Raw genomic sequence first — 13,751 nt, 5'->3', positions numbered from 1 at the left:
GCAACAAGAGTGTTGTCTGGAGAGATTTGTTTATCGAAAAATGAAAAGACTCTGTGTCTTGCAGTTTGGGTTGTAATAATATACCTGTCTAATGACTGTTGTAATAATATACCTGTCTAATGACTTTAGAGAAGGCCTGAATGTAGCTCTTGCCTCACCAAAATACCACCAGTTTTTTCTGTATGAAGCTCTGTTATTTTGGTCTCTTTCTGGTTTAACATTATTAAGTACATGTTGGTATACCTGAGGGAATTTTGTTCTAGCTTGTTCCTCAGTGTATCCAAACAAATCAATCACAAATAAGCCTCTTGATGTTTGAGTAAAATCTCTTCCATTTAGATAAGGTTTTATGACAGATTCCATACCTTCAATTTCACCTCGACCCAGTTTCTTTGCTTCATCAAGTGTAATTAAGAAACCTGTTCCATAAAGGCCCATTCCAACACTTGACAAATTAGAATTGGCATTTAAAGAAACTGTACTTGTTAAATCTGCACCAACTGTTAAATCGGGGTTTACCGTTCCTATCTTTTCTGTAAAAGAGACTTTCCATTCTCCTTCTGCTGGAATTTCCTTAAATACTTTGTCTACTCTTCCAACTGCAGAATCAAGGCTAGCAACAGTTACTGCTATCCTTACTTGTGCTCCATCTGCACTATCTATCCATGGATGGTCAGGTATAGCATAATCTAGATTTAACGGCTTTTTAGAATCAAAAAAAGCCTGAATCACTCGTCTATTAAATGGTTGTTTTATGCTGTTGGTAGTTATAAAACCAAATCTTTCTGCTTTTTCTGCTTGAACGATTTCTGCTGCTTTTTGCCACCAGAACATAACGAAGTCTGCACTCTCTGGCACTGTACCTTTATATACTTTTCTAAGTGCATCTACATACCCATCACCCAAAGTACTACGCATTGTTTTGTCACCAATAAACGGCGGATTGCCGACAATAAAATCGGCTTCGGGCCAGGTGGCGGGTTTGGGGTCGAGGTAGTCGTAGGTGATGGTGCGGGCGGTTTCGTCGGGTACTTCCTGGCCGGTAACAGGGTGCGGTTTGGTGCTGTGGCCGTCCCAGCGGGTAACGGGCTGTCCGTTGGCGTCGAGGCGGGGTTTGCGCTCGGAGTAGCTCAGCACCGCGTCCTGCTGCTTTATGTTACCGTACTTCCTCGGGCATCATGTGGATGTATTTCCAGCTTTTATCATACTGCCCGTTTTCCAGGATTACCAGGTCAAAAGGACCAAACCGCTCACCTATAGTTTTAAAGTGGGAGTCGTAGCCGGAATCACCACCCATGTATATCCTTTTCGTGGGAGTGGTTAATACATAAGACATCCACAGGGAAACATTTCTTTTAAAACCCCTGCCTGAGAAATGCCGTGCAGGAGCGGTATTTACCCTAAAGTCCTTTTCTAACAAGATCTCTTCGTTCCAGTCTTTTTCTATTATTTTGTCGGCATTATAACCCCAGCGTTCCAGGTGAGCCCCCACTCCCAAGCCTGTTATTACTTTTTTTACCTTAGGTTCAAGAGCCTCTACGGTTTCATAATCAAGGTGGTCCCAATGGTCGTGGGTAATGAAAAGGTAATCAATATCAGGTAAGTCCGCAGGCATATACCTGTCACTCCCTTTAAAGCTCCTCGTGGTGAATTTTACCGGAGATGCACTACCGCTCAACACAGGGTCTACAAGAAATTTCTTTCCGGCCAGCTGCATGAAATAAGAAGAATGTCCAAACCAGACAATTATATCTTCCTCAGGATTCAGGTTCAGGAGATCAATCTTTTTACCGGGCAAGCTATCAGAAGGTGTTCTGCTGGCCTTGTCTCCAAGCAGAAATTCTTTCATCATGGTAAAATAACTGGCTCATTCCGTGAGCATGGGCGTAGGATTTAAATTCTGAAACTGCCCATTTTTGTAATTTGGAGAATTTTTTACCCTTTCCAGCCTGGGTCCTGTAGGAATACTGCCAAACTGCGGCTGCTGCATAAAGAGGTACACTGCCAGCACAAGCACCAGAATAACAGCTAAAATAACAACCAACACACTCATAAGCTTGCGCATCTTTATCTAAATAATCAACTTTTTTTAAATGTCGGACAGGCTTTTTCATACCAGCGATCTCCAGGACATCCCCTTTATACGCCCGGTTAATAGCATTGAGCATTGCCTGCCCTAACTCCAGTAAAGTGTAAATGCTTTTTTGCGCCAGTTTCCGTAATATTGGGATCATCCACATTGTGTATCTGTAATATTTAATGTTCTTCTTTTCAAGCGTAGGTGTTCCAGAAGTCTGGGCCGGATCTTAAACTTTTAAAAGAAGGCCTCATAAGGTCGTTTTCGGATTTCCCTTTTACCCTTCCCTTTTCTGCGCTATCCGTGCCTGCTCCGGACACAAAGCAAAACGTCATGTTGGTATTTAACCTGACCGGGTAGAAGCAGAATCGGTGGAGGAGGTAGGTAAGCCGGAGAAACACCTGGGGTTTAACGTTGTCACCAAACCTTTTGTTTTATCCCACTTAATGCTTACTTGCCTGCACAAAGTCTACAGCTTTATAGAACATTTTCTTTGGCGGTACTGAAAGTAGCAGGTAGTCTATTATCCTTGCAGCTACCGAAGCTATACTTTCTTTTTCGAAAAAGACCCGTAACGCTCGCCCCGTTCCTTATGTCGACTTCCTTCTGTTTGACATCCTCCCATTTTTATGACTGGCCTAAAGTGGAGAATTACAGCTTCTGACACCGGTTTAATTTTTAGAGCGTTATTTGAAATTTTCCGTAATACCATCTATTTCAAAATTGTTTTTATTAGACATAAAGGATAATTTTGTCGAATGAAAACTAATGCAAATTATGATGTGGTAAAAGCCGGCATCGTGAAAGCCAGCAAACAGGTTTTCAGGCGGTACGGGTATACCAAGGTTTCCATGGATGATATTTCAAAGGCTGCCGCGAAAGGCCGTAGCACGATATATCATTACTTCAAGAACAAAAAAGAGGTTTTTGAAGCATTCGCAATCGGTGAATTCACTGAAATTATCCAGCAGGCCAAGGAGCAAATCCACCCAAATGCATCCTTGGCAGATAACCTCCTGGTGTACAATGCCAGTAAGTTAGATGGCTTGAAGGCCTTAGCTGCTGAATACGAGGGAATTTTAAGAGATCTTAGAGAGCAGGAGGGCTTGATTAGGCAACTTGGCAGAGTACTGCTTCGGGAAGAGTCTGAAGTGGTGCGGAGCCTGCTGCTTACCGGCATGGAAAGAGGGGAAATAGCAAAGTTGAGTAAAGAAGATCTGAATCTTTTGACAGAAATGATAGTAATAGCGTTGAGAAGCTTTGAACAGGAAATCTTTATCAATAACAGAATGACTGGTTTGGGAAACCGGCTAAAATGGCTTATTGACATCCTCATCAAAGGCCTGCAATGATTTTTTTTTCTTAAAGTTCGACAAAAATACTAAAAGTGTGCAAACGTTTAAATCTGATAACCCTATGCATTGTTCAAAACTACCTTTTGCAGCTGGTCTGTTGCTAACAATACTGAGTTCGTCCTGCAGTGATGAAGCGCAGACAGAGAAGGTGTTGCAGCCTGTAAGAGTAGAAACTCTGGCGTTAGCCACTGCGCAGGCACAAGGCGGTTCCATACAGTACACCGGCACTGTCAGGCCATCCAAGGCGGTTCGGCTGAGTTTCATGGTGTCTGGAAACGTGGTATCAATACCGGTGGAGCAAGGGCAGTATGTGAAGAAAGGACAGCTGCTTGCAACCCTCGATGAAACTACCTACCGCCGCCAGTATGAGGCCCAGCTGGCGCAGCTGCGGCTGGCGGAAGAGAACTATAAGCGTGTGGCAGAAGTGTACAGCAAAGGCAGTATCGCGGAAATCAATATGCTGCAGGCCAGGTCTCAGTTTGAGCAGGCACAGGCGGCGGCCAGAGCCACTTACCAGAATATTGCTCACACAAAGTTGTATGCGCCCCAGAGCGGGTATATCGGGTCCAAATATGTGGAGGTCGGTTCGCTGGCAAGTCCGGGTGTGCCGGTAGTTGAGATTGTGGATATTTCGCCGGTAGTTGTGGAAGTGCCGGTGCCTGAAGCTGAAGTCAACTCCTATGCGCAAGGCGATACAGCCACCGTGCAGGTGCAGGCATCGGGAGGTGAAAAGAGGACAGGAACAGTGGATGAAGTGGCTGTGCTTGCAGCAGCGGGCACTCCCAACTATACTGTTAAAATCAGCCTGCCCAACCCGGAGGAGCAGCTAAAGCCAGGAATGGTAGGCACGGTAGTTTTTGAAAACAAAAAGGGCGAAGCGGCCGACGCAACAGGCAGCAGACAGATCATTGTGCCGGTTCAGGCAGTTCAGGCTGAGTTGAACGGGCAGAATTTTGTATATGTCGCCAGCCCGGATGGGCAGAAAGCCATCCGCAAAAACGTGCGCACCGGAAATTTGTATAACAGCGGCATTGAGGTGACAGAAGGCTTGCAAGGCTCCGAAACCTTGATTGTATCCGGCTACCATAAGCTTGCCGACAACAGTCCCATTCAAATCATCCGATAAACAGCACATGAAAGGAAAAAGCAACATTGTGGAATGGGCGATGCAGAACAAAGCCCTTCCGCTCACTTTGGCAGCCGTACTGGTGATGCTCGGCATATACGCGCTCTTTAACATGCCCCGGAATGAGTTTCCCGAATTCACCATTCGCCAGGGCGTTGTGGTAGGAATTTACCCGGGGGCTTCCTCAGAGCAGGTAGAGCAGCAGCTCACCAAAAAGGTGGAAGAGTACCTGTTTAGCTTCAACGAAGTGGATAAGACCAAGACCTATTCCTACTCCCGCGATGGCATGATGTACGTTTACGTGGAAGTGGCGGCGCGGGTAAATGACACCAACACCAGAGACTTCTGGAATAAGCTAAAGAACGGCATGCCCTTGCTGCAGGCCCAACTGCCGAAGGAGGTGCGGGGCCTGTTTGTAAACAGCGACTTCGGCAGCACCTCCGCCGTTCTGTTGGCTGTTGAGTCTGAAACCCGGCCCTACAAAGATTTACAGCAGCATGTAGAGGAAATAGAAGATGAGCTGCGGGGGATTGAAAGCCTGGCGAAGATTACCCGGGTCGGTACTTTGAATGAGCAGATCAGCATTTATGTAGACAACAGCAAGCTCATCAACTATGGCATAACCTCCGGGTCACTGATGCAGGCCCTGCAGCGAGAGGGGGCCATTAACCCGGCAGGAACTCTGGAGGGAAAGGTGATAGACCGTCCCATTCACTTGACATCCTTCTTCAAAACAGAGGCAGACCTGGCTGACCAGATCATCCGAAGTGACCCGAACGGAAATGTCATACGTCTGCGGGATATTGCAACCATCAAAAGGGAGTATGGCGAACCGGAATCATACGTGACGGCCAATGGAACCAAGGCCATCATCATTTCCATGGAAATGGCAGCAGGCAGGAACATCGTGCATTTTGGGGAAGAAGTAGAGGAGCGCCTGCAGCTAATTGAGCGCAACTTGCCCCCCGACATTCACATCACCAAGCTTGCCAACCAGCCAGAGGTGGTGGATGAGTCTATAGCCCATTTTATGAAAGAATTCGGTTATGCCCTGATTGGGGTGATTATAGTGGCCCTCCTGCTGCTGCCTTTTAGGGTAGCCTCTGTGGCGGCTGCTACTATTCCCATCACCATTGCCGCTACCCTGGCCATTATGTACCTGCTGGGGTATGAGCTGAACACGGTGACACTGGCAGCCCTGATCATTGTACTGGGTATTGTGGTAGACGACCCTATTGTGGTTATCGACAACCACGTGGAGAAACTGGACCAGGGCATGTCTGTCTGGGAGGCTGCCAGAAGCAGTGCGGTGGAACTGTTTCCCTCTGTGTTCACGGCAACGCTGGCCATTGCCGCCACCTTTGCGCCGCTCATGTTCTTCATGTCAGGTGTAGCCGCCGATTTTGTCGGCATGTTTCCTTATACTATCATTATTGCACTCTCGCTTTCGCTCATTATTTCGATGCTGCTGGTGCCGTACTTCAATACCCTTTTCATTAAAAAAGGACTGCACCTGCCCGGCGAAACAAAGGAAAAAGAGTCTATGCTGGATAGGCTGCAGCGTGTGTTCAACCGCCATATCAGCAATGCCATCAACCATCCTGTGCTCACCACCATTTTCGGGATCCTTGCCTTTGTGATCGGGGTTGTACTGATGGCGCTCCTGCCGCAGCAGCTATTCCCTAAAGTAGAGCGGAACCAGTTTGCCATGGAGATTTACCTGCCCAATGGCTATAACCTGCAGCAGACGGACAGTGTTGTGAAAAAGATGGAAGGAATAATGGCACAGGACGAGCGCATTGTCTCCTACACCAGCTTTATAGGTACGTCATCGCCACGTTTCCATACGCTTTACGCCCCTAACTTGCCAGCGGAGAACTATGCGCAGGTGCTCATCAACACCACTACAGCAGAAACCACCGAAGAGGTGTTGGCCGAGTACGCAACAAAATACAGCAACTTTTTCCCGGATGCCTATGTGCGCATGAAACAGCTGAACATGGTAAGTGCACCGGCACCCATCGAAGTACGCATTTCAGGCCAAGATCTGACAGCATTGAAACAGGTAGGCGACCAGGTGATGCAGATAGGGCAGCACCAGCCGGGCATTACCTGGGTCAGGACAGATTACGAGGAAATGAAGGAAGGCATCCAGCTGAATGTCAAGAATACCGAAGCAGCCAGACTGGGCCTAAGCAAGGAGGACATCGCCAATGTAGTCGCCATGAATATGCAGGGCCTGCCAGCCACGCAGGTGTGGGAAGGCAGCTATCCGCTGGATGTTTTAGTCAAGACATATGAAACGGCCAGAAATAACACGGGCGCCCTGCTGGAAACGCGTGTCCCGGTTCAGCAGTCGCAAACGGTAGTGCCGCTGCGGCAGGTGGCAGATATTTCACCGGTGTGGCACCAGGGCCAGATCGCACACCGCAATGGCGTCCGCACGCTCACCGTCAGAATGGACATGGTGCAGGACGCGGTTGCCAACAACCTGCTGGGAGAGATGCGCCCTGAAATAGAAAGTCTGAAGCTGCCTGAAGGAGTGCGCATCAGCTATGGCGGAGAACTGGAGATGCAGGAAGAGAACCTCACCCCGATGGGGCTGTCGCTACTGATGAGCGTCGTGGTCATTTTCCTTATCCTGGTCTGGCATTTCAAGCGCATCAAACATGCGCTGCTCAGCCTCATCACCATGCCACTTAGCATACTGGGCGCTGCTTTCGGGCTCATGCTGATGCAGTACCCCTTCGGCTTCACGTCTTTTCTGGGTTTACTGGCTTTGTGCGGTATAGTGGTACGGAACGGCATCATATTGATAGACTTTGCCGATGAGCTTCGTGAAAAGGAGGGTTTGTCGGTGAAAGAGGCGGCTCGTGTAGCGTCGGAGCGCCGTATGCGTCCCATCTTCCTCACCTCATCGGCGGCCGCAGTTGGAGTTATCCCCATGATTTTGAGTCGCTCAACGCTTTGGGGGCCGCTGGGAACCGTTATTTGCTTTGGTTTGCTTGTTTCAATGCTGCTGACGCTATTCGTGCTGCCCACCCTTTACTGGTTGTTCTTCAGAAAAGAAGACAATGAGGCAGCACATCAAGAGAAGGGTTTAACACCTACAGTTTAAGTATACTATTTTCAGCTATGAGGTTTTTCATATATACTATACTGCTGCTCATCGGGTACAGCAGCTATGCCCAGCAGCCCCACACCATTAGTCTGCAGCAAAGTAAAGAGGCTGCGCTTAAATACAGCAAAGCCATCCAGAACAGTGAGCTGGACATCGAGTCGGCTGAAGCAGGTATAAAAATTGCAAAAGCAGCTCATTTGCCCTCGGTAGACGTTACTGGCGTTGGTGTGTATGGCTTCAAGGACTTGGTGCCTGCTATGCCAGAAATGCTGCCAGAAGGTATCAATAACTTTTACATGGCTGGTGTGGCAGCTGTACAGCCTTTGTATACAGGCGGCAAAATCAAAAGCTATAACGAGCTGGCGGAGCTGCAGCTGCAGGTAAATAAGCTACGCGCCCAGCAGTCGGTTGACTCTGTACTATTGATTACTGCCCAGAAATACTGGAACCTGGTAAACCTGCAGGAACAGCACAAGGTGCTGGAAGCGAATGAGCGCCTGTTGGATACGCTCTTAAAGCAGCAGAACGACCTGTTGGCTTCCGGCCTGATAGCCCGCAATGACCTGCTGAAAGTAAAGGTGCAACGAAGCCGCCTGTTGCTGAATAAAAGCCAGTTGGAGAGTGGTAAGAAGATAGCGCTGCTCGACTTCAGCCTGTATGTTGGTATACCATACGATTCATCTCTTGTGATGCAGGATACATTGGCGACAGACGTGTTACCACCTTTGTACAGCCTTGGGCCGGACACATCGCTGGTGGAGAACAGTAACTACCAGCTTTTGCAGAAGATGCTGGAGGGTGAGCGGCTGCAAACAAGGCTCACCAAAGCAGATTATATGCCCACTGTTTCCATAGGAGTGAATGCGGCGCAGGCCGGCGTGCTGGACAGGGGGATCGGCAGCACGTTTGTTCCTCTCTCGTTTGGCATGGTCAGCATCCCTATCAGCGATTGGTGGAGTGAGGGCAAACATAAAATGAAGCAGCGTGCTATCAGTGAGCAGAAAGCGAAAAATAACTTTGAAAGCGTAAGCGATCAGCTGAAGGTGGGAATTACCAAAGCCTGGTATGATCTGGTGGATAGCCGCAAGGAAATTGCCTTTGCGCAAGAAAACCTGGAGCAGGCCAGCAGCAACCTGCAAGTAAGCCAGGACAACTATGCCAGTGGCTTGGCAAGTGTAACAGAGGTAATGGATGCGCAGGCTTTGTACCAGGAAGCTGCCAGCGCCCTGGCCAGAGCTTACGCTAACTTCCAGCTAAAGAAGGAGAGCTACGCCTATGCGAGTGGAATATCCTCGGGGCAGAGGTAGCATAAGCCCGTATCTCATGCAAATATATGACAGTGGGTTTACTAACAATTAAATTGAAGAACTCTTCATAGAGACGACGTGCATTTAAAAGCTATTAATAGGAAGGATCTGCACAGGCATTATGGCAGAAGAAACTCAGACAGATAAAAGATGCTTACCTTGAAGCAATGAGGACGCGAATCACTTGAAGTGGGTTAACAACACGCTTAGACAAAGTTTAGCAGCTTGGTGAGGGAGTTCATGTCTGTTTCTAAAGAACTTCCCTCTAACACATAAGTTAGTAAATGGTTTATCTGCAACTGTAACTTATCATTACATTTCTCAGAGGCTGTTTTTAATATTATTGTTGGCAGCGAATAGGAGGACTTTCGGGCTCTGGCAAGGCTCCTTTTAAGTGGCATAGCAGCACTATGGCGAGAAAATGACGAAGCCAGGTTCTGATGAATTCCCTTTGTAGCCCAATGAATAAATAAAGCAGTCTCTAATTACTACCAAGCTTATGTTAATTAATTATTAAATGTTGTACCTTTGGACCATAATACGATTTTGGTCTATTAGGTATGAGCGATAATAAAGACGAGTGTATTAAAACGGAGATTCTGAACGAGGCTCAAAAGCTATTCATCCGCTTTGGCTGGAGTAAAACTACCATGGAGGACATAGCGAAGGCCGCAGGGAAAGGGAAAAGCACGCTTTACTATTACTATAAAAGCAAGGAGCAGATCTTTGACAGTGTGGTGACGCGTGAGATGGAAGAGGTGTTCCGTGTTACGAGCGGAGAAGTAGCCAAAGCGCAGACAGCCGAGGAAAAGCTGATGGCCATTGGTATCACCAAGTTCCGGGCCATACAGAAAAATGCCAACCTCTTCAACGTCATCCGCGGGGAAGTTGAAGCGAACATTCACCACATCATGGAGCTGAAGAGGAGGTACGAGGCCCGGGAAATCAGCATGGTGCGCAACATTCTCAAGTTTGGGCTGGAGCGGGGAGAGCTTTCGCACTACACGGCCGATGATGTGGATGCTGTCGCGTTTGCCTTGGTATGTGCTTTCAAAGGAATCGAAATCGGTCTGCTGATCGAGAACAAGCTTACGGACTTTGAAGGCAGGATGGGGACGATCCACAGTATTCTGATGCATGGCCTGAAGGCGTGACCTGATTGTAATTTTCGGTAATTGGCCGGGACAGAAGAGGTATTTTTGTAAATACCAAAAACACAGTAACCAGCCCACCAACCCTTATTGCATGGTAGTAGCCCACTATCCAGTTCATCTAAAGCACCGTTGTATTTAAAACAATTTGCTTAACAGCCTCCACCCAAAGTGGATGTGTATTCAGGCTTTCTATCAATTGCCAGCGCTATCCACCTGCTTATTCAAACTTCTCTTTGGATTATAAGCCTACTTCTATTGTAGGTTCTATGTAATCTGCAACAAACGCGGGACTAAAAACCAGTACATTCTTTTTCCCTGGGCAGGTAGCTCTTTTAGCACATCGTCAGTAAATGGCTTTAGCCAAGGATCATTACCCAGGAGCGACTGAAACGAAATAGTATACTAGTGTTCTGTTATTTAGTTAATTATAATTCTTTGGCCAATAGACGCGATGTTTCAGAACATTGAGCCCTTGCCCTGGTACATAATTTTGCCAGGAGCGAGCGTGTGGGGCGATCGACAACATTTTACGCTTTAAGCGAAAAGGGCCAGTTCTGGCTTCCTGATCCCCTGCCCAGGTGATCGCTGAATTACTGCAGTCCGTGAGAAACCTTCTAGGGGATAATGCTCTGCAACTATTGATTGGTAACCGGGGAAATCAGACCTGCCAACGATACGAATAGCAATTAAGTAATGCTGCGACCTTGGAAGAACGGTTGGAGACACTGGCCAAAATCCGCTCCGAGGAAGGCTATATAGCTGAATTGAAGAAAGAGGACGATGCATAAAACTATTATCCGATCTGTGCATCGGCTACCGAACGACAGGGTTTTTGCAGAGCGGAGTTCAAGAACTTTAAATCGCTGATCGGCAAAGAATATGAGGTTAACAGAGTTAGGCGTATCATCACAGACGGCCAACGTTGTGTCTATGGCATCACTAAGTAGCGTTTCTCGCCAGCGGCAGTCAAGCGTGTAACAGGCACAATCGCTCTCACTATAATACTTAGCGATGCTTTGATAGTTCTAACGGCTACACCCGACGTTCTGTACATAGAACGATAATCTACTATCAACTGCCTACTGCTCTTCTTTGTCGCTAGCCATCGGACTGAAGAACTCTGTTTCTTATCTATTAAGACATACAACGGTTTTAATGGTAGCAAGCGTATATGCTTTAAAATTAAAGCATATACAGGGTCTTATAAATTACATTATGTTAAATACAAATCGCTATTTTCATTTTCCAAACTAGGAAGCGAGTATTTACAACCAAAATCCTTAAGAATGAAAAGTGATTTACTTAGCATAACTGGAAATATCCATGCTGAACATAAAATTAAGGTATGCTGAGCGGACACTTCTTTGCCTTTTAGGAAGGTTCATTTTAGTAAGCCTAGATTATAATGGCTCCTTTGCCCGTCAATGGAAACAGACTTTAAGGCCTGTACTGTAGAAAGTAAAGAACTGAAAGGCAATATACCTTTATTGAACTAGGCACTTGTTTAATGCCGTTAAAATCCTTAAATTAACTGATATTAAGCAAGTTACATGGAGAAGAGATTCAAAAGCCTGTCCCTGTTCGAGTTTCAGTCACGTTTCCCCGACGATGAGGCCTGCCGCACGTACCTGTCCGGCTTGAAGTGGGCGGATGGCTATTCCTGCAGCCACTGCGGCCACGGCAAGTACTGCCGCGGGGCGAATGCCCTTGACCGGCAGTGCACCAGCTGCGGCTACATCGAGTCGCCCACGGCGGGCACGCTGTTCCACCGCCTCAAGTTCCCCATCCTCAAGGCCTTCCACATCATCTTTTACGTCTCCACCTGCAAGAACGGCATCAGCAGCACGGAGCTGAGCCGAAAGCTAGAGCTGCGCCAGAAGACGTGCTGGCTCTTCAAGCGGAAGGTGATGAAGGCCATGGGGAGCAGCGGGGCCTTTCCCATGGCGGGCAAGGTGGACGTGGACGAGACGTACGTGGGCGGGCAGGACGAGGAGGCCATAGGCCGCAACGAGGGGAAGAAGAAAATAGTGGCGGTGGCAATCGAGCGGAAAGGCAAGGGCGTGAGCCGCATGTACGGGCGCGTGATAGAGACGGCCTCCAAGAAGAACCTGAAATCGTTCATGCAGAGCCATATCAGCCCCGATGCAGAGGTGCGCACCGACGGCTGGGCCGGCCAGGGGCCTGGAGGAGGAGTTTCCCAAGCTGGTGGGGGAGAAGTCCCAGAAGAAGGGCAGGAACTTCCCCCAGCTTCACCGCAGCATCATGCTCTTCAAGGCCTGGCTCAGGGGAATCCACCATTCGGTCCGCCACCTCCAGGCATACATCGACGAGTACACCTACCGCTTCAACCGACACAAAATGAAGGAGGGAATCTTCGAGAACCTCATGGAACGGATGATCACAAAAACCCCGCACCCTTATAAATTGATTATTAGTTAAGTGCCTAGTTCAATACCTTTATATAAGTACTTACCGTTTAATATAAGAATATCAGGTGTTCAGCGGCTAAAAGTGCCATATTTTGCTGTTATAAGGAGCATATTTTATATGCTTTACCAAAATCAAACCGGATAAGGGTGAGTCAACCTATTTTCAAAAAGTCCTTTTCTGCGGTATTCCTCGCTTTCGCCAATATTTTCCTATTGGTGCATAGCTTTGCGCCCCACCATCATGACTCCCCTGCCGGAAGTGCAAAGAGTTTACAGCTGACCATTCCAAACGAGAGCGGCATAAACGTGCTGCCGATCCCCCTGTTTACCACGCCGGTCTGCGCCGCATTCACACCTATGGAAACAGTGGGCATATAATCTGCTTTGGTGAGCCGGGTTTGCAGCTGCTCACCCTCCAGCATCTTCTGTAAAAGCTGGTAGCTCCTGTTCTGCACCAGTGAGCTGTCTGGCCCAAAGCTTTCTAAAGGGGGTAATACGCCTGTCGCCAAGGTATCCTGCATCACCAGAGCAGAATCATATGGTATACCAACATAGAGGCTGAAGTCGAGCAGTGCTATCTTCTTGCCGCTCTCCAGCTGGCTTTTATTCAGCAGCAGGCGGCTTCGCTGCACCCTTACTTTCAGCATGTCATTGCGGGCTATCAGGCCCGATGCCAGCAGGTCGGTCTGCTGCTTCAAGAGCGTATCCAGCAGGCGCTCATTCGCCTCCAATACCCTATGCTGTTCCTGCAGGTTTACCAGGTTCCAGTATTTCTGCGCTGTGATCAATAGTACCGAGTCAACCGACTGCCGGGCGCGAAGCTTGTTAACTGGAGTTGCTACCTTTGACTGGAGGTTTTAAGAAGGGCAGTTTTAGATAAACTGTTAACTTAGACCATATGAATAAACGTGTATTGGATGAATCCTTCAAGCAGATGGCCGTGGAGCTGTCCTATGCGAGGGTCTCGGTAAAGGAGGTGGCCGAGAGTAGGGGTATTGACTCCAGCAGGCTGAGCAAGTGGCGCAACGGCATGGATTTGCCTGCGCAGCCGGCCAGGGGCTGACAGAGGACCAGAGGGAGATCAAGCGGCTGCAAAAGGAACTGAGGGAGGCGCAACTGGAGCGCGACATTCTAAAAAAGGCCACCGGCATCTTCTCCCAGGGAGGTGAGCGGTATACCGAT

10 protein-coding genes and 2 pseudogenes are annotated in these 13,751 nt (G+C 48.1%); 7 read left to right on the top strand and 5 right to left on the bottom strand.

Features of this window, described 5'->3' with window-relative positions; translation table 11 throughout:
• Positions 1–30 precede the first annotated feature (30 nt).
• From HHO50_RS17880 to HHO50_RS21385, 3 genes are read right to left on the bottom strand one after another with little or no spacing between them, the layout of a single operon-like run.
• Positions 31–1,137 carry a DNA methyltransferase gene (locus tag HHO50_RS17880; RefSeq protein ID WP_181308025.1) on the bottom strand — a complete coding sequence of 369 codons (1,107 nt, stop codon included), beginning with the start codon at positions 1,135–1,137 and terminating at the stop codon, positions 31–33.
• 19 nt (positions 1,138–1,156) lie between these two features.
• Positions 1,157–1,852, bottom strand: a complete 696-nt coding sequence (locus tag HHO50_RS17875) for an MBL fold metallo-hydrolase (RefSeq protein WP_243409695.1) — start codon at positions 1,850–1,852, stop codon at positions 1,157–1,159.
• A complete protein-coding gene (locus HHO50_RS21385) occupies positions 1,803–2,240 on the bottom strand; it encodes a hypothetical protein (RefSeq protein ID WP_255478801.1) in 438 nt (145 codons plus the stop codon). Before HHO50_RS21385 ends, HHO50_RS17875 begins: the two co-directional genes overlap by 50 nt.
• Before the next feature lie 637 nt (positions 2,241–2,877).
• Here HHO50_RS21385 and HHO50_RS17870 point away from each other — a divergent pair.
• The 5 genes from HHO50_RS17870 (at position 2,878) to HHO50_RS17850 (ending at position 10,140) form a co-directional block, all read left to right on the top strand.
• Positions 2,878–3,429, top strand: a complete 552-nt coding sequence (locus tag HHO50_RS17870) for a TetR/AcrR family transcriptional regulator (protein WP_181308023.1) — start codon at positions 2,878–2,880, stop codon at positions 3,427–3,429.
• Between the two features lie 64 nt (positions 3,430–3,493).
• Positions 3,494–4,558, top strand: coding sequence for an efflux RND transporter periplasmic adaptor subunit (locus tag HHO50_RS17865; protein WP_089320853.1), 1,065 nt, complete (start codon positions 3,494–3,496; stop codon positions 4,556–4,558).
• 7 nt (positions 4,559–4,565) lie between these two features.
• On the top strand, positions 4,566–7,676 hold the full coding sequence (locus HHO50_RS17860) for an efflux RND transporter permease subunit (protein ID WP_089320854.1): 3,111 nt from the start codon (positions 4,566–4,568) through the stop codon (positions 7,674–7,676).
• Between the two features lie 17 nt (positions 7,677–7,693).
• Positions 7,694–8,986 (top strand): TolC family protein, encoded by a 1,293-nt coding sequence (locus HHO50_RS17855; RefSeq protein WP_089320855.1) that lies wholly within the window; start codon positions 7,694–7,696, stop codon positions 8,984–8,986.
• Between the two features lie 560 nt (positions 8,987–9,546).
• On the top strand, positions 9,547–10,140 hold the full coding sequence (locus HHO50_RS17850) for a TetR/AcrR family transcriptional regulator (protein ID WP_089320856.1): 594 nt from the start codon (positions 9,547–9,549) through the stop codon (positions 10,138–10,140).
• Positions 10,141–10,404: 264 nt separating this feature from the next.
• On the opposite strand, the gene HHO50_RS21380 is transcribed toward HHO50_RS17850, so the two are convergent.
• The gene (locus tag HHO50_RS21380) at positions 10,405–10,518 is read right to left on the bottom strand and encodes a ferrochelatase (protein ID WP_241642377.1); all 114 of its coding nucleotides are present in this window, start codon (positions 10,516–10,518) and stop codon (positions 10,405–10,407) included.
• A 1,172-nt stretch (positions 10,519–11,690) separates the two neighbouring features.
• Here HHO50_RS21380 and HHO50_RS17840 point away from each other — a divergent pair.
• A pseudogene (locus HHO50_RS17840) lies at positions 11,691–12,579 on the top strand (IS1595 family transposase).
• A gap of 229 nt (positions 12,580–12,808) precedes the next feature.
• On the opposite strand, the pseudogene HHO50_RS17835 reads toward HHO50_RS17840, so the two are convergent.
• Positions 12,809–13,393 (bottom strand): annotated as a pseudogene (locus HHO50_RS17835) (TolC family protein); the annotation flags it as partial.
• 74 nt (positions 13,394–13,467) lie between these two features.
• Here HHO50_RS17835 and HHO50_RS17830 point away from each other — a divergent pair.
• The gene (locus HHO50_RS17830) at positions 13,468–13,632 is read left to right on the top strand and encodes a transposase (protein WP_181308019.1); all 165 of its coding nucleotides are present in this window, start codon (positions 13,468–13,470) and stop codon (positions 13,630–13,632) included.
• Positions 13,633–13,751 lie beyond the last annotated feature (119 nt).

The sequence above is a fragment of the Rufibacter sp. XAAS-G3-1 genome (genome assembly GCF_013623775.1).
In the GTDB taxonomy this organism is placed as follows: domain Bacteria; phylum Bacteroidota; class Bacteroidia; order Cytophagales; family Hymenobacteraceae; genus Nibribacter.
This window is presented reverse-complemented; position numbering and strand designations above follow the sequence as displayed.